Source organism: Microbulbifer agarilyticus, from assembly GCF_019800665.1.
Classification (GTDB): domain Bacteria; phylum Pseudomonadota; class Gammaproteobacteria; order Pseudomonadales; family Cellvibrionaceae; genus Microbulbifer; species Microbulbifer agarilyticus_C.
The window spans coordinates 119,954-138,002 of the sequence record NZ_JAHVKO010000001.1 but is presented as its reverse complement, the minus strand read 5'-3'; the positions used below and the strand labels follow the sequence as shown (position 1 = coordinate 138,002).

14 protein-coding genes are annotated in these 18,049 nt (G+C 52.6%); 6 read left to right on the top strand and 8 right to left on the bottom strand.

Features of this window, described 5'->3' with window-relative positions; all coding sequences use genetic code 11:
* Nucleotides 1-24: 24 nt before the first annotated feature.
* On the bottom strand, nucleotides 25-1,692 hold the full coding sequence (locus tag KUV22_RS00525; RefSeq protein ID WP_222227715.1) for an aminotransferase class V-fold PLP-dependent enzyme: 1,668 nt from the start codon (nucleotides 1,690-1,692) through the stop codon (nucleotides 25-27).
* A 220-nt stretch (nucleotides 1,693-1,912) separates the two neighbouring features.
* On the opposite strand from KUV22_RS00525, the gene KUV22_RS00520 reads away from it, so the two are divergent.
* The gene (locus tag KUV22_RS00520) at nucleotides 1,913-2,383 is read left to right on the top strand and encodes an Lrp/AsnC family transcriptional regulator (RefSeq protein ID WP_222227714.1); all 471 of its coding nucleotides are present in this window, start codon (nucleotides 1,913-1,915) and stop codon (nucleotides 2,381-2,383) included.
* A gap of 123 nt (nucleotides 2,384-2,506) precedes the next feature.
* On the opposite strand, the gene KUV22_RS00515 is transcribed toward KUV22_RS00520, so the two are convergent.
* Complete coding sequence (locus tag KUV22_RS00515; protein WP_222227713.1) at nucleotides 2,507-4,324, bottom strand: long-chain-acyl-CoA synthetase; 1,818 nt, start codon at nucleotides 4,322-4,324, stop codon at nucleotides 2,507-2,509.
* A gap of 278 nt (nucleotides 4,325-4,602) precedes the next feature.
* Between KUV22_RS00515 and KUV22_RS00510 the strand changes: the two genes are divergently transcribed.
* Nucleotides 4,603-5,958: a helix-turn-helix domain-containing protein gene (locus KUV22_RS00510; RefSeq protein ID WP_222227712.1), complete on the top strand. Its 1,356-nt coding sequence runs from the start codon at nucleotides 4,603-4,605 to the stop codon at nucleotides 5,956-5,958.
* Nucleotides 5,959-6,082: 124 nt separating this feature from the next.
* Here KUV22_RS00510 and KUV22_RS00505 read toward each other — a convergent pair whose 3' ends face one another.
* The 5 genes from KUV22_RS00505 to KUV22_RS00485 form a co-directional block, all read right to left on the bottom strand.
* Nucleotides 6,083-6,844 (bottom strand): alpha/beta hydrolase family protein, encoded by a 762-nt coding sequence (locus KUV22_RS00505; protein ID WP_222227711.1) that lies wholly within the window; start codon nucleotides 6,842-6,844, stop codon nucleotides 6,083-6,085.
* A 373-nt stretch (nucleotides 6,845-7,217) separates the two neighbouring features.
* Complete coding sequence (locus KUV22_RS00500) at nucleotides 7,218-8,555, bottom strand: spinster family MFS transporter (RefSeq protein WP_222227710.1); 1,338 nt, start codon at nucleotides 8,553-8,555, stop codon at nucleotides 7,218-7,220.
* Nucleotides 8,556-8,679: 124 nt separating this feature from the next.
* On the bottom strand, nucleotides 8,680-11,076 hold the full coding sequence (locus KUV22_RS00495) for a TonB-dependent receptor (RefSeq protein WP_222227709.1): 2,397 nt from the start codon (nucleotides 11,074-11,076) through the stop codon (nucleotides 8,680-8,682).
* Nucleotides 11,077-11,110: 34 nt separating this feature from the next.
* Entirely contained in the window at nucleotides 11,111-11,650 is a 540-nt protein-coding gene (locus tag KUV22_RS00490; protein ID WP_222227708.1) for a DUF1254 domain-containing protein, read from the bottom strand.
* Nucleotides 11,647-12,279, bottom strand: a complete 633-nt coding sequence (locus tag KUV22_RS00485) for a DUF1214 domain-containing protein (RefSeq protein WP_222227707.1) — start codon at nucleotides 12,277-12,279, stop codon at nucleotides 11,647-11,649. Before KUV22_RS00485 ends, KUV22_RS00490 begins: the two co-directional genes overlap by 4 nt.
* 344 nt (nucleotides 12,280-12,623) lie before the next feature.
* On the opposite strand from KUV22_RS00485, the gene mutS reads away from it, so the two are divergent.
* Together mutS and fdxA are read left to right on the top strand one after the other, a co-directional pair.
* Nucleotides 12,624-15,284, top strand: coding sequence for a DNA mismatch repair protein MutS (mutS, locus tag KUV22_RS00480; RefSeq protein WP_222227706.1), 2,661 nt, complete (start codon nucleotides 12,624-12,626; stop codon nucleotides 15,282-15,284).
* 137 nt (nucleotides 15,285-15,421) lie between these two features.
* Nucleotides 15,422-15,745, top strand: a complete 324-nt coding sequence (fdxA, locus tag KUV22_RS00475) for a ferredoxin FdxA (RefSeq protein WP_010133230.1) — start codon at nucleotides 15,422-15,424, stop codon at nucleotides 15,743-15,745.
* A gap of 92 nt (nucleotides 15,746-15,837) precedes the next feature.
* On the opposite strand, the gene KUV22_RS00470 is transcribed toward fdxA, so the two are convergent.
* Entirely contained in the window at nucleotides 15,838-16,374 is a 537-nt protein-coding gene (locus KUV22_RS00470) for a carboxymuconolactone decarboxylase family protein (protein ID WP_222227705.1), read from the bottom strand.
* Nucleotides 16,375-16,446: 72 nt separating this feature from the next.
* On the opposite strand from KUV22_RS00470, the gene dinB reads away from it, so the two are divergent.
* Nucleotides 16,447-17,529, top strand: a complete 1,083-nt coding sequence (gene dinB / locus KUV22_RS00465; protein ID WP_222227704.1) for a DNA polymerase IV — start codon at nucleotides 16,447-16,449, stop codon at nucleotides 17,527-17,529.
* A 176-nt stretch (nucleotides 17,530-17,705) separates the two neighbouring features.
* Entirely contained in the window at nucleotides 17,706-17,993 is a 288-nt protein-coding gene (locus KUV22_RS00460) for a DUF6116 family protein (protein WP_222227703.1), read from the top strand.
* Nucleotides 17,994-18,049 lie beyond the last annotated feature (56 nt).

Genomic DNA, 18,049 nt, shown 5'->3' with positions numbered 1-18,049 from the left:
CACTTAATTCTTCCCCGCTGGACCTCAGGCAGCCTGGTCACCCATCTGTAGAACAGAGATGCTTTGCGGCAAGACAAACCAGCGTAGCGCATCGGCCGCATCCGAGAGTTCCAAACGATAGGTCTCGCCCTCGCGGTCGGTGCGCAACAGCTCCTGCTCAGCTTGCGCCAGTAGCTCGGCATAAGAAGTGTCGACCTGCGCACTTGCTGCCGCCGCAGGTTCTGAGAAGTCCAGTGTATTCAAGCTCACTTCGGGTGAAAGCGCCTTCTTCTGGTAACGCCAGGTTCCATTAGCAGTATCGAAGTAGTAGTACGGCAACAACTTCCAACCGTGCTCCGCCACCAGTTCAACCGCGCGCAATAGGTACTCGAAGGTGTCTTCATCAATAAAATAATTAAAGTTCAGTCGCACCCAACCGGGGCGTAGCACCATATTTCCCTCGAGTAATTGCGCTTCAATCGCTTTACTCTGCTGCATGCTCATACCGAGCAGGCTATGACCATAGGGCCCGGCGCAGGAACAGCCGCCGCGGACCTGAATACCAAACAGGTCGTTTAGTAACGCAACCACAAAGCTGTAGTGCAAATCTTGCTGTTGATACTTCACCCTGAGTGAAACAATGGATAGACGCGGAGCCTCGGTACTGCCCAGGATTTCAATATTTTCGTGCTCGTTCCAGCGCGCGATAGCACGCGCAACAAAATCCGCTTCACGACGTTCGATCTCGTCCGTACCAACATCCTGTTGCAACTTGAACACCAGACCGGCACGAATTGATTCAACAATTGCCGGGGTTCCGCCTTCCTCGCGGCGCTCGCAATTCGTCAGGTAACGGTGATCTTCTGGCGTAACGTAAAGCACGGTGCCACCGCCGGGGACAGCCGGAATAGGGTTTTGCATCAGGTGCTTTTTCACTACCAGAATGCCCGGGGTACCGGGCCCTCCCACAAATTTATGGGTGGAAATAAACACGGCATCCAGGCTCGAGTCCCCGCTTTCGTTCTGCTCCCCGGCCATATCGATACCCACATAGGGCGCCGCGGCAGCATAGTCCCAGCATGAGATAGCGCCATATCGGTGTAGCAAACGCGATACCGCAGCCGTATCCGTTTTTAATCCCGTTACATTAGAGGCCGCTGAAAAGGAGCCCACTTTCACTGCTCTGTCTTGATACCGAATCAGCGCAGATTCCAGTGCTGCGAGGTCAAGAACACCGGCTTCGGTCAAAGGAATCGTGACCAGGTCTACATCGCACTCTCGCCACGGCAATTCATTGGAGTGATGTTCATAGGGGCCAATAAAAACGACCGGGCGCTGCACACAGGATTCAGCCTCACTGTTTCTAAACCCCAGAATATCAATGAGCTTGTTGATTGCGGCCGTCGCGCCAGACCCGCAAAAAATGACCTGATCATCCGCACTACCATTCACTGCAGACCGAATCTGCTGCCTGGCCTCCTCCCGCAGCCGCGTGGTTTGCGCACCGGTATACGAGGTTTCGGTGTGCGTATTCGCGTAATAGGGCAAAACCTGTTCTCGAATAAAGTCCTCGATGAAATCGAGGGCGCGGCCAGACGCCGTGTAATCCGCGTAAACGAGCGGCTTTTGACCAAAACAGGTGGTGATCTGTGAGCCTTCGCCAATGACGGACTGAAGAATCTTCTCAAGTAATACGTTGTGCACTGCGCCCATTATTCTTTTCCTAAACGGTGTGAATCGGGGCAAATTGTAGGGCTCTGCGCCTGAAACATTGCTTCTAAATGTTCGACCAAACACCACAATATCGGCACAGCGTGTCAAATGCGAAGACTTTTCGGCACATTGTTTCACAAGCGGTTAAAAATTCGCTAAAGTGGCTCATACCCCCCTCAAGAGATCCGTCGGACAGGCACGGGCAGGTAAAGGAAGCAACATGGCTGAGCTGAAACTCGACAAGCAGGACCGTTCGATCCTCGAACTACTGCAAAGGGATGCTGGGCGGTCCGTCGGTGACATCGCCGAGCAAGTCGGCATCTCCAAGTCCGCCTGCTGGCGACGTATCCAAAGGCTCGAGAAGGAACAGGTGATTCGCGAACGGGTGACCCTGCTGAACCCGGAGAAGGTAAACCTGCCCCTCACCGTATACATCTCTGTGCGTACTAACCGGCACAACGATGCATGGTCCAACCGCTTTCGCGAAGTCGTCGCCGGGATTCCCGAGATACTGGAAGTACACCGGATGAGTGGTGATCTGGATTATCTTGTCAAGGCAGTAGTAACCGATATGCCCGGGTACGACCGCCTGTACAAGGAGCTCATCAAGGCAGACCTGTTTGATGTGAGCTCCAGCTTTGTGATGGAGACAATGAAGCAGACGAGTCAGTTACCACTGCACAATCTTTAAGACGGCTTTAAAGGCGCGACGGATAGATATGCTGAAAGAGATAAACTCATCAATGGCGCCATGGACGATCCAACTTTAAAGTTCGTGCAAAAATTCCGAGCTAGATATATTGCCTTTACTAAATCAATAACCCGCCGTACCTTCTACGAGTTGCTGATAAAATCCCTGTTCTAAAGGTTCATAGGAGTTGAATTTAGGCTTTAACACATAGATCCGGTCACTGCATTGATCCAAGTGATAAGCCTCTTTTTTCAACTTACTCTTAAACAGTTTAAAGGTAACGGTGGTTTCGACGCTCTCTTGCAGGCGTACAAATATCGGGCGAGCATGGGCAGGCAACTCCTTTCGCACAAAAGTAGCAAAGGATTCCGCATCAAACTCCACACCCTCTGCCAATGTCAGGGCCACCATACCAGCCCGCCCCTCGGCTCCCGGTACTTCTACACCGTAGACATTGGCAATATCCACCTGCTCGCAGGTATTGAGAACTTCCGCTACCTCATTAGTGGAGACATTTTCTGCCCGCCAGCGGAAGGTATCACCCACCCGATCGACAAACTGAAAATGCGGTATACCCATCGCAAAACCCACATCGATCTGACGGATCAAATCACCAGTGTTAAACCAACTGTCACCTTTTTTCTTCACATCACGGATAATTTTTTCTTCCGATGCATCACGATTTTTGTAACCATCAAAGCGGTACTTATCGTTGATTTCAGCAAGCAATAGACCCGGGTCCCCAAATTCAACCTCGATAAGGTTTCCTAGAGGATCTCTCACTAACTCATCATTATCCAAATCGTATTTAGCCAGCATCAACGAAGCCGCACTGGCGCCGATAGTACGATCTTTGTTCAAAAAATTCATGAAAACCGCATTACCTTCGCTGGACCCATAAATTTCAGCAATTCGATCTACTTTAAAGCGCTTCCGGAATTGATCCCACACATCAGGCCGTAAACCATTGCCCATCATCGTTTTGATCGGATTGTTTTTCTCTTCCGGGCATTCCGGTTGCATGGTCAGGTAGCGGCATAATTCCCCGACATACACAAACAGGTTAGTCCGGTGCTCCTGCACCTCACACCAAAACTTACTGGCAGAAAACCGGCGCCGTAAAAATATTGACGCACCGGAGACCAGAGCGGAACCAAATCCAGGCCCCAGACCGGTAATGTGATACAGAGGGAGACACATATAAATACGATCATCAACCTTGGCCTGCAATCCCGCCGCATTATAGGGAACGGCCGCGGAGAGAAAACGACGATGATAGATCACCGCGGGCTTAGGCAAACCAGTTGTTCCTGAAGTATAGATATATAGCGCCTTTTCCCCAGCCAGAATATCCGCCGTTTCAACGGGATTTGATTCCGACATTGTTGGCACAACAGCACTGAAATCAACACACCAGTCCGGCACAGTTTCGGAATCTGATTGGATAGGATCATCGCGCAGCCAAAAATAATCTTTATCGGCCAATTCCAATTCAGATCGAACGTCTTCGATGGCTCCCAGCACCTCCTCTCCAACCAAAACTTTCTTCGACTCGGCAACAGTCACGCAGTGCGCCAATGGCTTTCCGCGCAAGCTATTATTGATCAACGCAGCGGTAGCTCCAATCTTAGCCAAAGCCAATACCGATGCTAAGAGTTCAATACGATTATCAAGAAATACAGATACGACATCTCCGCGCTGGACACCCAGCTTCTTGAGCCCGTGCGCGAACTGGTTTACCAAGCGATTAAATTCACCCCACTTCAGTTCACGCCCTTCAAAAATTATGGCCAGCCTATCCGAATACTTTTTTGCTGTCTTTTCAAACAAAAGCCCCATAGATTGAAACTCATCATCCGCGGGAGGTTTGTAAGTAAACAAAGTTGGGGCAATCTTCAAAAACTCTTTAACTACCCGATAAAATTCTTTCAATTTTTTCATATTTCGCTACTCGTTAAACCTAACCAATTCAAACTTAGAAAATCTATTCGAACTGCTAAAACTACGAACCTGAAACACCCAGAAAAGGTTCAACTAGAGCTGTTAAACCACCTCAAATATCTCGACTGCACCTATTTCGCTACCAACACACATAGTGATAACTGTATATTTCACCCTGAGACACCCGCACGGTTTAGTGGCATAGTGAAATTTGACAACAATCCATACACCTGAGATGTTACTGTCAGTCTTTCTAGGGAAATGAGAATCTAATAATAATGAGCCTGGTTAATTTTCTTTGTGGGATCGGCGTTGTGCAGGGTGTTGTCATGGCGGGGGTCTTGCTCTATGCCCACTCTGGGCACCGCCTTGCCAACGCCATTATGGCGACTCTGGTCCTCGCCACTGCCGCCATCCTGTTACAAAAGCTGCTAATCCAATTGGGTGTTTTTCAGGATTACCCCCAGTTCTCGATCATTCTCAGTCAACTCCGCTTTACTTGGGGCCCATTACTCTATCTATATGCGTTAAGCATTACAGGGACAAGGCTAAACTATCGGCATTGCTGGCATTTTCTCCCGGCTATTGTGTTTTTTACGGTAAACAACTTAAAGTTTTGGCAACTTGACCCCGACCAACAGCGACTTTTCACCGCCTATTTATGGAACTACCTGGGAAGTGACCCGACAACTGAAGCGATCATATGGAGCTTTATGGGTAGCTTCTGGCGCGCATTAATCGAGTCATACTTTCACTTCATATTTTTTGCAGTACAGTCGACGTGCTATGGCTTGCTGGTCCTGAGGCTTATCAGAGATCACAACAAACGACTAGAACAACATTTTTCATCGCTGGAACATATGAATCTAAGGTGGTTGCGCTTACTAACCATTACGTTCCTCGCTGTTCTTGGACTACTGCTACTATTTAACCGACTGCCCTTATTTCTGAATCTCTATGATCTTTCGACTCCGTTCGCGAATGCTTATGCGGTGTTACTCGTGGCTCTTTTTTACGCCGTAGCAATCAGCGCACTGCTTCAGCCCAGCCTGATCAGCGGTGTAATTCAGGCAAAAGATAGCGAACCGGCTTGGTTAAAAGAGCACGAACCGTTCTCCCCGCCGAAGGATGCAGAGGGCTCTTTCTCAGGCAGTCGTACGATAACCGTAGACAGCCCTGTGGACACAGAAAACGCTCCGGTTGAGCCGGACGCTAAGTACAAGCGCTCCAAAATGAGTAGCGAGGACGGCCAGCGCTACAAAATCAAACTTATGCAAGTCATGCAAAATGAGCAGTTGTACTTGGACTCTGACCTAACCCTGCCCGAACTAGCCGAAGCTGCAGGTTTGACAGCCCCTCAGGCTTCACAGGTACTGAATGGTCAGATGAGTCAAAATTTCTTCAGTTTTGTCAACAGTTATCGGATAGATCTGGCCAGACGTATATTGCTGGACCCTAAAACTGCAAATCTACCCGTTGTGGAATTGGCTGCAGAAGTTGGCTTTAAATCCAAATCATCCTTTTATGATGCATTCAAGCGAGCCACCAACATGACGCCAACTAAATTTAAGCGGGCAATGGCTGAGGCATCTGAAACCGAGATCTTATCCGCGGCACAGAACATCAACGAATAGCATTCATATATACAGCGCACTCGCCAAAAAGTTGATGGCGAGTGCATGCTAGGTTAGCTAGACCGGCGACGCACACTCACTTCAGGAGTTTCGACTGCGCGTAGCCCTACTAGTACACCCAGCGCTAGTGCTCGTAATCCAGAGTGTCCACTCGCGATTTCTTGACCTCAAGATCCGACACAGAACCGTGCTTGAGATACGCATCGAAAAATGAAACCAGGTAATAGGCCATCTCGTCATGGAACCGGCTAGACAGCCAGCCATCCGTCCATGCAGAGTGCCCCGCCCGATAAAATACCTGCCCGTATTTTGAGGGCGACGTCTGAGCGTAAGTACCGCCGGCCTGTATAAGCTCGGGAGTGATCGTGCTATCCAAGGTACCGCCCTGATATAGGGTTTGCCCATTGGTCATATCACCAACCCGATTTTGTACCATTAACGGTCTATGCCAGGGCGAGAGCGCTGCAACCGCACCGACCTCGCTGCGCGCCCAGCTACTCCATGCCCCAGCAATACCCATACACGTGTAGCCGCCCATCGAGTGCCCCATGCAGCCAATGTTACTGAACCCTTCGATGTACTGTGAGTAGGCGCTTGACGGTAAGGCGTCGAGGACCGCGTGCATGTCATCACGCCGATCAACATTGGTTTGGTCGGTCCAGTTCTCTGGTTGCGTCCAAGGGACGTCCGGCGTTGTATTGCCCGTGAGGCAGTCATCGTGTTTCGGGGCAACCACGATGTAGCCTGCATCAGCGAGTCGGCTTTGAATCCCATTGGTATTGCCAGGACAGCCCCCCATCCCGTGAGAGAATATGACCAATGGATAAACCCCATTGCCAGCCCGGCGAATCTCAACACTCACACCGCCGATATTCGTAGTTGTCATAATATCTGCAGTCGCGGACTCCGCAGAAAAAAACGCCAGCACCAGGATCATATAAAATCGTGTAAAACCTCTACCGCACATACCAGTGGCACTGGCAACAAGACGAAAAATATCTCTGTAATTGTTTATCTGTTTCATTAGTTAATCTCATCATTATTTTATTTTCATTAATGGTCGCGAAGTCAAAATGACGTACACAAACCATCACGAAGATCAACGAAACCGACATGCCCTACTCGACCGCCTGATAGACAAGAAATCTGCACTTACAGGATTTCCATCCAGAAAAAATCTATCCCCATCAGCGAGCAAATAATGCAGGTCTTTTAAACTACAAACCCCGCTACAAAGCTCATATTTTCACAACTAAAAACTACGACAAACCTCGGCTCGGGAGTTGATCTATTTGGTTACCCAAAACCTCGCCCACCTGTGACCTCGCGATTTGCAAAGATGCCAAGAAAAAGCAAGGAATGGTCAATAGAGACATCAGATCCGCTGCAAGTAGAGAGAAGGTGAGGGAATTTTCCACCGCAGCGTCTTGAAGCAAGTCACTTACAACCCCTGTTATCACTGAACCCAGACCCAGCCCAATCAGGTTGCAGGCAATCAAAAGCAGTGCCGTCATACGCGCTCGCATTCTGACTGGTGATAGATCCTGAATCGTTGAGAATGCCGGACCGTAGAATACGGACATCAAGAACAGTCCGGTGCACATCCCGATATAGAAAAAGGGCGAAGACGGATCCACCAAACGATACCCGAGCAGCAGCGGTGCTAACACAAGCATCATAATAGCGAGAAGTCGAACCCTACCCCCTTTGTGACGCGCGTTATACCAATCACCCAAAATACCGCCGAGCAACGTGCCCAATACGCCAAAAACAATGAAGAAAATTCCGTATAGGGTTGCAATATCGGAGGCTCCAAAGCCGCGCTCTCTAACCAGCCAAATCTGTGTAAAGTTCGCCGCGCCAATTGGAATATGTAAAAAAATTGCGCCCATCATAGTGAACATTAGTGCCGGTCGCTGCTTAAGCGTTTCCCAAAAGTGCCGCCAGCCTTCTTTACCGGAGTCGCTCTTTTCAATAAAATCCTCTCTCCCGCGCGGTGCGTCTTTCATCAGTAGAAGAGGCAATGTGAGCACCAAACCGAGCGCCCCCATGATCAGAAATGAATTCCTCCATCCTATTTTCGGGCCAAGAACACCTGCAACAACAAAGCTACCGCCGGCGCCGAGTGGCAAGCCAAGGTAATAGATTGCAGAAACCAAACCGCGCTTACGCGATGGGTACAAGTCAGACAGTAACGACATGGATGTGGGAGCCAGGCAAGATTCACCCACACCAATAAACAAGCGTGCAATGGCCAGCTGCAGAAAATTTTTAGCGATCCCTGAATAGGCAGTAAGTACGCTCCACACCACAAGCCCCACAGCGATGATCCGCGGCCTATGATAGCGATCCGCCAAGAACCCCATCACCAGCCCCATGATAGAGTAGAAAAAAACAAAAATAGCACCTGTCAGCAATCCAAATTCACTATCACTCAGGTTAAGGTCGGAAACCACTTGAGGACCGAAACCCGCAAGTAAATTTCTATCCACCATATTGATGATATTTAGCAGCATCAAAAACCCCAGAATAAGACCCGGGGATTTATTAGCGTACAAATCATTGGAGATGCGTGACTTACTGGAGGATGAACTCATAAGTTTCTCATAAGCGCATTATTTATTTAGGCCAAGAGAGTACGACGGCCTAAAAATTATGAGCAACCAAAGAACGCTTATAACAATATATAAGCGGTCTTTGGATTAGCACGTGGAAAGAATCTTAGAAGTTGTAGCGCGCCTGTAGGGAAATGGAGCGTGGTCGCTCCGGCACGCCATAGTAACTATTGGAATTAGTTACCGGCACATCGTTTTTCCAGATATACGTCGTTTCGTCGGTCAGGTTCTTACCAACCAGAGCCACTACCCAGCTGTTATCGTTACTGGCCAGCGCAACACGGGCATTAAAGATAGCCGTATCGTCGTGTTTGGTATTTGGATCGAGGTCGAGAGCAGAGTAAAACTCATCGCTATAGTTCACATCCACAGCACTGGTCAGCTCCATACTACCGCCCACAGGAACGACATACTGTGCATTAAGGTTCGCACTCAGATCTGGAGCATAGACCAGGGTCTCCCCTTTCAGGTCCTGACCGCCCCTCTGACCCGCTGCGACAATATTGGTGCCATCTTCAAGTAGACAACCGGGATTGTTCGCCGGATCCATCGCTTGCGGAGTGGTACAAGTGGCGCCGCTAAAGTCCGCGTAGTAGGCATCAAGATAAGCCACTGCACCACCGACAGACAAGCGCTCGGATAGCCTGATGCGGCCATCCACTTCTGCGCCCTGACTGATCGCTTCGCCGGCATTACCCACACGGTAAACGTCCCCAATGAGAGAACTGGTCTGCAGGTCGTCATAGTCCATTCTAAATACAGCGATATTCAATTCTGCAGCACCATCCAGCAGACGCATTTTCGCCCCAGCTTCATAGGTGAGAACTTCTTCAGGTTCATACTCAAGTATCGACGGGTCGTTGCCCTCGACAGGAGGAAGCGGACCTAGCGCAGGGTGGAATCGGCGAATCTCATAGCCAGCACCACTGTAGGCCTCGTCGTAGCCGCCGCCCTTGAAGCCGGTACTGACGCTCGTATACAGCATGGTGTCTTCACTCACATCCCATTGGACGTTCGTGGAGTAAGTCCACTTGGCTTCTTCACGACTGAGGTCGGTAAAACTGTGCTGGCGCAGGTCTTCAATTAGCTGGGCCTGACCGTCGATAGGAGAAAATCCGGTAGGAGTCCGGACCAGCAGGCCAGAAGAGTCAACTATCTTATCCAGCTCCTTGGACTCCTCGTTATAGCGCAGGCCCAAGCTCAAGCGCAGGACGTCAGAGGCGTTCCAGGTACTTTGCGCAAACACGGCCCAGCTCTCCCCTTCCTGATCGAAAACACTGGGCACGCCAGGGCCAGGAAGATACAGCGGGGCGCTATTCAAGGGGCCAGACTGCGCAAAATCCAGCGCGTCCAGGCGACGGCTGATATCCAGATCACTGCTCTGGTAGTAGGCGCCAGCAATCCAGTCGATCGTTTCGCCACCCGGTGATACCAGACGCAATTCCTGACTGTACTGTTCGTAATCTTCCCATCGTGTACGGGTAATCGAGGGCGCTGCGACGATATCGGTATCGCCCGTCGACATCATATCGTAGACCGAGTAGGCTGAAATCGACGTGAAGGTCGCAAATTCGAAATCCCAATCGACTGTCAACGCAAACACGTCTGTGTTCACCGCTTTACGGGTTCCAGCTTCCCCCGCGCCTTTCTCCCTATCAGACACCACTGGAATCGGCACCGACCCGGCAAAGTTCTGCTGCCCTGCAAAGTCCGACTGGTATATCGCCCCTGGCGTTGCTCCGCTCTGAAAATCACCGGATTCGTACTTGGCGTTGATCTCTAGATTATCGCCGGCCATCCAGCGCAGGCTGGCGCGGGCATAAACGTTGTCGCTATCGGGGCCTTCATCACCGGTGGTAATATTTTCCCACCAACCATCCCCTGTCGCGTCGTGGCGAACTGCCAGACGACCGGACAAGCTTTCAGCCAGCGGCCCAGATAGCACCAGGTTGTATTGCTGATCGCCATACTCGGGGGAGTACAGGACCTCGGCCATACCCTCAAACTCTTCGGTGGGCTTCGCGCTAGTGATATTGATCGCACCCGCAACCGTATTCTTACCAAATAGAATACCCTGCGGTCCTTTGAGTATTTCAACGCGCTCTAGGTCCATTGTGGTAGGAACTGCAGCCAACGGACCGCGGGCCGCGTAAACACCATCGGTATACATACCTACCGACTGTTCAAAACCCTGATTGGTACCAGAACCGATACCGCGAATAAACAGATTGGGAGTCCCGGAGCCATTATTAACGGTCACGTTGGGAGTGTATTGCGTTAATTCCTCAAGCGAGGTAATTCCCAGATTATCAATTTTTTCGCCACCCATAGCGGCAATTGAAATGGGTACATCCTGCAAGCTCTCTGTACGCTTTTGCGCCGTGACAACGACCTCTTCCAGTGTTAACTCTTGCGCGGCTACTCCTGCACTGCTGGCGACGGTCAAACTGGCAATAGCACCAGCCAGGACTGTTTTTCTATAATCACCATATTTACGATTCATGATCAGCTCTCCCTATTTATATTTATGTTTTTGATCAAGTGGATACGAATTTTAATTGTTGTTGGCAACTACTGCCTTCAAGTGCAGTCCGTGCCTGTGATTCATCGCCTATCGCCGAGGCACGCAACAGCATGACACCGCGCTCAGTCGGTGATTGAATGACTTCGCCGGAGTATTCCGCCGGGTTGGCATCAGGGCCAACTAAAGTCACTTCAACCTGGGTGCCGACCCGTGTGTGCTGCTCACGCTGGTTACTGATACCAGCAAAGTTATCCGTATTCATCTGGTAAAACTGCATGGACCAGTAGCGCTCAGGTACCGGAGCGTTTATCACTACTGCCCCCTGTTCCAGATTGTAAACACAGAGGGCGTACAACAGGTCCGGGCTTGGGCGCACCACATTGCGAAAGGTTTCATCAGGCCGAGTATTTACATACATCTGGTTGTAGCCGGTTCGGTCACCGACTTTATTGTACAGCCGCTCCATAATGAGATGGGGGACCAACATGGCCAAAGGGTACTGCCCCAGCCAGCCACATACCAAAATAACTGCTATCCAGCGCACCCAGCTCATGAGCAAGCCTCCTTAATCACCGTAGGCAGCGGCGCCGATTCAGGGTGCTGCAGGTAGGCATTTCCTGGGGTGTAAAGGCGCAACAGTAGATCAAAATCATGTGCCATCGAGTTGGTTTCAGCTAGTGTGCCGGACGGCCCCACAGGCAACCAGTTCCCCTCTTGCTCACTGACTCCTACCCGAATAACCCAGCGGCCATCCTCACCCCGAATAAGATTTTCGTTGTTGTAGGAATAGCGCTTCTCCTGATTGGGAATCAGATAGAAGTCCCAGCCATAGGCAGTAATGCTCCACCAATTCGCATCGTAATCACTACCCTCGATACGATAACGACAATTCAAGCGCAGGGGCTCCCCGGCTACCGAATTCAGGGTGTAGTACATCGATTCCTCACGGGTAGAGCCCAGAAGCCCGCCGATGGCAACGATGGCCCTTACCACAGCATCCGCGTCAGCAGCTCCTATACTCTCACTGGTACGCCAGTCACCGTTCCGCAGAAAACTCTCCCGCAGACCTGTTTTTAAAGCGCCCTGTAAAAGAAAGACCGATAAAGCCGCAACTAGCAGTACCGCCAGCGGCCAACGAAGCACTCGCAGCCTATTAAAGAACGTATTTCCTTTGGATGTCATGCGCGCCAGACCTCCATTGGAGGGATATTGGTACAAACAGTTGTTATTGAATCCATGTTTCGCCTTCGCCCGGATGTCGATGGCACCAATCTAGCGATATTTGCGGCTGCGGGCGTCCGTGCAAATCTGCTCGGACTTCGAAAATCAAAATTTTTGCGCGCGCTCTTGGATAGTTGATGTGACTCTGTCGACCTCGCCTGGTCGACCAGTCAGTCCGATAGTTCTCAACCGCCCCATTTGGTATCCTACGCGGCTTGCATGGGCCGCCCGCAACGGGTGGCAACCGCCATCTGGCGCCAGCACTAAAAACAACTAAACCACTGTTTTATAAAGATTTTTCTATAATGCCCGCAACTGCCGCCGCCAAGACATCCAAGCCCGAACACACCCCCATGATGCAGCAGTACCTGCGCATCAAGGCGGAACACACCCACGAGCTGGTGTTTTACCGCATGGGTGATTTCTACGAGCTGTTCTACGACGACGCCAAGCGAGCCGCCGAACTGCTGGATGTGACCCTGACTGCCCGCGGTAAATCCGGTGGCCAGCCAATTCCCATGGCCGGTATTCCCTACCATGCGGCGGAAGGCTACCTGGCGCGGCTGATCAAGGCCGGCGTCTCTGTAGCCATTGCCGAGCAGATCGGTGACCCGGCCACGTCCAAGGGTCCGGTTGAGCGCAAGGTTGTGCGAATCGTCACGCCCGGCACCGTGACCGACGAAGCGCTGCTGAACGAGCGCCGTGACAACCTGCTGGCTTCCACCGTTTTGGTGGGCGATCAATTTGGTCTAGCGCTGCTGGATGTGGGCACCGGGCATTTCGCGGTGCAGGAAGTCGACAGTGAAGAGGCCCTGGCAGAGCAGATCCAGCGCTTCAGCCCCACCGAATTGCTGGTATCCGAAGACCTGACCCTACCGGTGGAAATCGAACGCCGCCCCGGCGTGCGCCGCCGCGCCCCCTGGGAATTCGATTTGGAAAGCGCCCTGCGCTTGCTGAACCGCCAGTTTGGCACCATGGACCTGGAAGCCTTCGGCTGCAGCCATATGCATGCGGCCCTCTGCGCCGCCGGTTGCCTGCTGCAATACGCCCGCGATACCCAGCGCACCGAGCTGCCCCATATTCGCACCCTGCGTACCGAGCGCAGCGAAGACACCGTCGCCCTGGACCCAGCCAGCCGCCGCAACCTGGAAATCGACACCAACCTGAACGGTGGCGACGACAACACCCTGCTGTCGGTATTCGATGCCTGTAAGACGGCCATGGGTAGCCGCCTGCTGCGCCGCTGGCTGAACAACCCGCTGCGCAACCTGAATACTTTGCAGCAGCGCCAGAACGCGATTTCTGCATTGATTACTGATTACCGTTTTGAGCCACTGCGCGAAGCGCTGAAGCCCATCGGTGATATGGAGCGGATTCTTGGCCGCCTGGCCCTGCGCTCTGCGCGCCCCCGCGACCTGTCCCGTCTGGGTATGTCCCTGGCCCAATTCCCGGAACTGCAAAGCCAACAGAGCGAGACCGACGCAGCCCTGCTTGCGCAGTTGAATCGTGAAATGGGTGAGTGGCCACAAACCGTGGAACTGCTGCAGCGCGCGCTGGTGGAAAACCCACCCGTGGTACTCCGTGAAGGCGGTGTGATCGCAGACGGCTTCGATGAGGAGCTGGATGAGCTGCGTGGTATCAGTGAAAACGCCGGTGATTACCTGGTCCAGCTGGAGGTGCGCGAGAAAGAGCGCACCGGCATTCCCACCCTGAAAGTTGGCTACAACCGGGTGCACGGCTACTTTATCGAGATCAGCCGCGGCCAGAGCGACAAGGCACCGGCTGACTATATCCGCCGCCAGACCCTGAAGAATGCCGAGCGCTTCATCACCCCGGAACTGAAGGAGTTTGAAGACAAGGCCCTGTCAGCCAAGAGCCGTGCCCTCGCCCGCGAGAAGTTCCTGTACGAGGAACTGATCACCACCCTGAACGAATCCCTTGCCGAGCTGCAAACCGCTGCAGCAGCAGTTTCCCAGCTGGACGTATTGGGGAATATGGCAGAGCGCGCAGACCAGCTGCGACTGACGAAACCGGAGCTGTCCGAGCAGCCGGGCATCCATGTGGAGGGTGGTCGCCACCCGGTAGTAGAGCAGGTCCTCGATGACCCGTTTGTGGCCAACGATATCGACCTGCACACGTCCCGCCGAATGCTGGTCATCACCGGCCCGAACATGGGCGGTAAATCGACCTATATGCGCCAGACCGCGCTGATCGCTCTACTGGCGCACTGTGGCAGCTTCGTACCTGCCGACAGCGCCCGTATCGGCCTGCTCGATCGCATCTTTACCCGTATTGGCAGCGCCGACGATCTGGCCGGTGGCCGTTCTACCTTTATGGTGGAAATGACCGAGACCGCGAACATCCTGCGCAACGCCAGCGAGCACAGCCTGATCCTGATGGATGAAATCGGCCGCGGTACCAGCACCTACGATGGTCTGTCTCTGGCCTGGGCCTGTGCGCATTTCCTCGCCGACCGCGTGCGTGCCTTTACCCTGTTCGCGACCCACTATTTCGAATTGACCGAACTCCCCGCACAGTGCGGCGAAGTGGCCAATATTCACCTGAACGCCACCGAGCACGGGGATTCCATCGTATTCCTGCACCGTATTCAGGAAGGCCCGGCCTCCAAGAGTTACGGTTTGCAGGTGGCGAAACTGGCCGGTATTCCTCAGGAAGTGCTGGATGAAGCCAAGGCACGCCTGGCCGCCCTGGAAGCCGGACACACTACGCGCGATTCGGGCCCCGGCCCCAAGGCCGCGATTGAAGCGGAGCCCACCGAGCCCGTAGTTCCGGAGCCTGCCCCTGTTGCCCCCAAGGCCAAAGTGAAGCCCGCCGCACCCGCACAGGTAGACCTGTTCGGCAGCGCCCCGCACCCGGCTGTGGAGGCACTGGAAGGGTTGGATCCGGACGATATGACCCCGCGTCAGGCGCTGGAGCAGCTCTACGCCCTGCGCAAATTGTTATAAGCACCCAACCAATTTGACTCAAAAGCCACTACAATTCGCGCCATTAATTGCTAGAATCCGCTGCTTTAGAATAAAACGCGGTTTCGGCAGGCGCTGGCCGAATAGCGGCAACGCCACAGTATTATCGAGGGATTAGCATGACATTCGTAATTGGGGAAAACTGCATCAAGTGCAAATACACCGACTGTGTGGAAGTTTGCCCGGTAGACTGCTTTTATGAAGGCCCCAACTTCCTGGTGATCCACCCGGACGAGTGCATCGACTGCGCCCTGTGTGAACCAGAGTGCCCGGCCAATGCCATCTTCTCTGAAGACGAAGTGCCAGACGATCAGCAGGAATACACCGAGCTGAACGCCGAGCTCGCCGAAGTGTGGCCGAACATCACCGAGAAAAAAGACCCTCTGCCCGACGCCGCAGAGTGGGATGGCAAGACTGGCAAGCTGCAGTATCTGGAGCGCTAAGCCGGCCACAGTCCAGCCAATAAAAAGCCGTCTTTGCAGACGGCTTTTTTGTGCCTGTCATTTACCCATCGGACTAATCAATTTATACATCGCTAGTCGACAGGTACCCCTAAAAACGATGCCGCGTGGCTCAGTTCCGCCGACAGCCCGGCAACTGCCACCGCCTCGAGAATTTCCGCATCCGTCGCGCCCGCCTTGCGCGCGGCCTTCACCGCGAGATCGCCATGATCATGTGGTGCGGAATTCATATGACGAGCGAGCTCCAGCAGAGCGTGCTCTTTACTATCAAAATGCGCGTGGTCGGGATCAGTACGAATGCGCAGGATTTCCTTCGGCGCCACGCCCAGCTTCTCCAGCCACGCCACATGCTGGGCAATGCCGTAGTCACAGTGCTCGTCCGCAGCAATCATCAACGCCATCGCTTCTTTCAATTTGGGCGATAGATGGCCGGTGAGCATCACGTGCTGATACCGATCCCACAATTGAGACAGCAACGTCGGATTGTTCGCATAGGCGCGGAATAAATTAGGCACGCCACCCAACTGGGTACGTACATCATCCAGTACAGCTTTCACGCCCGCGTCTTGGGGAGCATCCATTGCTGTATGTACCAGTGGCATTGAGTTCATGTCTCCTCCCACTGTGCCATTACCAGCACAGATTATGGTTGGCTGCGCCCAAATACTGGATATAATCCCAGCATGCGCAAAATCATCCATTGTGACTGTGATTGCTTCTATGCCTCGGTAGAGATGCGTGACGACCCCAATTTACGGGGGCGCCCTATCGCCGTGGGCGGGTCAAGCGACCGCAGGGGTGTTATCTCAACCTGCAACTACGAAGCACGCAGCTTCGGGGTGCGCTCGGCCATGCCTACTGCACAGGCCAAAAAGCTGTGTCCTGATCTGATTGTAGTGCCGGGCAACATGAAAAAATATCGAGAAGTCAGCGCGCAGATACGGGAAATTTTTCTATCGTATACCGACTTTATTGAGCCGCTGTCCCTAGATGAAGCCTATCTGGATGTCACCGATAGTCCGCACTGCAACGGCAGCGCAACTTTAATCGCCCAGGAAATTCGCGCGCGGGTGCAGCAGGATCTGGGCATTACGATTTCCGCAGGTGTAGCGCCGAATAAATTCCTGGCCAAGATCGCTAGTGACTGGCAAAAACCGGATGGACTCACAGTCATCCACCCAAATGCCGTTGAAGACTTTGTGCTGCGTTTACCTATCAAAAAGATACACGGTGTAGGACGAGTCACCGCAGAAAAAATGCAACGGCAGGGAATACGCACCTGCAGCGATTTGCGGCGTTATAGCCAAATTGAGCTAGCACAAAAATACGGAAAGTTTGGCAACCGACTGTACCAATTGTGCCGTGGCATCGACGACAGAAAAGTCAGCAGCGATGGTTCACGCAAAAGCGTGAGCGTGGAACGCACTTTTCGCGACGACTTGATCAATTTGGAATCATGGCAGGAAGAAATGATCAATTTATATGGTCGACTGCAAGAGCGCATGGAGAAGCTAGGTGACCGCTACGAAATCAGTGGCGCAATCGTAAAAGTGAAGTATGCCGACTTTACCCAGTCCACCCACGAGCGCGCCAGCAAGGCCGGACGCATCAGCGAGTTCAAGCAACTGCTGGAGCAATGTTGGGAGAAGCGCAGCGATCCAATTCGTCTGCTCGGTGTCGGCATCAAACTCAAAGACTTGCGCGCCGAATTGGGGCCTGAGCAGCTACCGCTCCCACTGCGCTACCGGCTCTCATCCAATACCTGATTTTGCTCAACTTTAGGTCCCCTATCGTGCCGCACTCGATTCAGGCGCTCAAATCACAAACGACTTATACGCCAGTTTTGGCAGAATTTCGCGTCGCGGAACCTTTGTCTCAAATACCTGTCGAGCGTCTGCCGACTATACTCCCAACACGGTTCTAAAGCTGCTCCACTGAATCTATGAAGCGTGTACTTCCCAGCGCATTTGTGGGCTGGTTCCTCAATTACGCCCGCAAGTTGAAGCACCCGCAGCTATTCAAGTGGATATGCGCCCTTTTTATAATTGATCTGATTATTCCGGATCTGGTGCCATTTGTGGACGAGATCCTGTTAGGACTCGCTACGATTTTCCTCGCCTCCTGGCGGAAAAGTCGGGATGATCTGCGAGATCCTCCAGAGCGTAAAGAAAAAGTGGTGCACGGTACTGCAGAAAAGGTGGCTCCCCAAAAGCAGCCCCCAACACATTAAGCGTCGCACTTGAGACGACGCAGTTGCGAACCCAATACGGTTAACACTGAGTCAAG

Coding starts and splice junctions, on each gene's coding strand:
- KUV22_RS00525 (WP_222227715.1), bottom strand. CDS start 1,692: ATGGGCGCAGTGCACAACGTATTACTTGAGAAGATTCTTCAGTCCGTC.
- KUV22_RS00520 (WP_222227714.1), top strand. CDS start 1,913: ATGGCTGAGCTGAAACTCGACAAGCAGGACCGTTCGATCCTCGAACTA.
- KUV22_RS00515 (WP_222227713.1), bottom strand. CDS start 4,324: ATGAAAAAATTGAAAGAATTTTATCGGGTAGTTAAAGAGTTTTTGAAG.
- KUV22_RS00510 (WP_222227712.1), top strand. CDS start 4,603: ATGAGCCTGGTTAATTTTCTTTGTGGGATCGGCGTTGTGCAGGGTGTT.
- KUV22_RS00505 (WP_222227711.1), bottom strand. CDS start 6,844: ATGACAACTACGAATATCGGCGGTGTGAGTGTTGAGATTCGCCGGGCT.
- KUV22_RS00500 (WP_222227710.1), bottom strand. CDS start 8,555: ATGAGTTCATCCTCCAGTAAGTCACGCATCTCCAATGATTTGTACGCT.
- KUV22_RS00495 (WP_222227709.1), bottom strand. CDS start 11,076: ATGAATCGTAAATATGGTGATTATAGAAAAACAGTCCTGGCTGGTGCT.
- KUV22_RS00490 (WP_222227708.1), bottom strand. CDS start 11,650: ATGAGCTGGGTGCGCTGGATAGCAGTTATTTTGGTATGTGGCTGGCTG.
- KUV22_RS00485 (WP_222227707.1), bottom strand. CDS start 12,279: ATGACATCCAAAGGAAATACGTTCTTTAATAGGCTGCGAGTGCTTCGT.
- mutS (WP_222227706.1), top strand. CDS start 12,624: ATGCCCGCAACTGCCGCCGCCAAGACATCCAAGCCCGAACACACCCCC.
- fdxA (WP_010133230.1), top strand. CDS start 15,422: ATGACATTCGTAATTGGGGAAAACTGCATCAAGTGCAAATACACCGAC.
- KUV22_RS00470 (WP_222227705.1), bottom strand. CDS start 16,374: ATGAACTCAATGCCACTGGTACATACAGCAATGGATGCTCCCCAAGAC.
- dinB (WP_222227704.1), top strand. CDS start 16,447: ATGCGCAAAATCATCCATTGTGACTGTGATTGCTTCTATGCCTCGGTA.
- KUV22_RS00460 (WP_222227703.1), top strand. CDS start 17,706: ATGAAGCGTGTACTTCCCAGCGCATTTGTGGGCTGGTTCCTCAATTAC.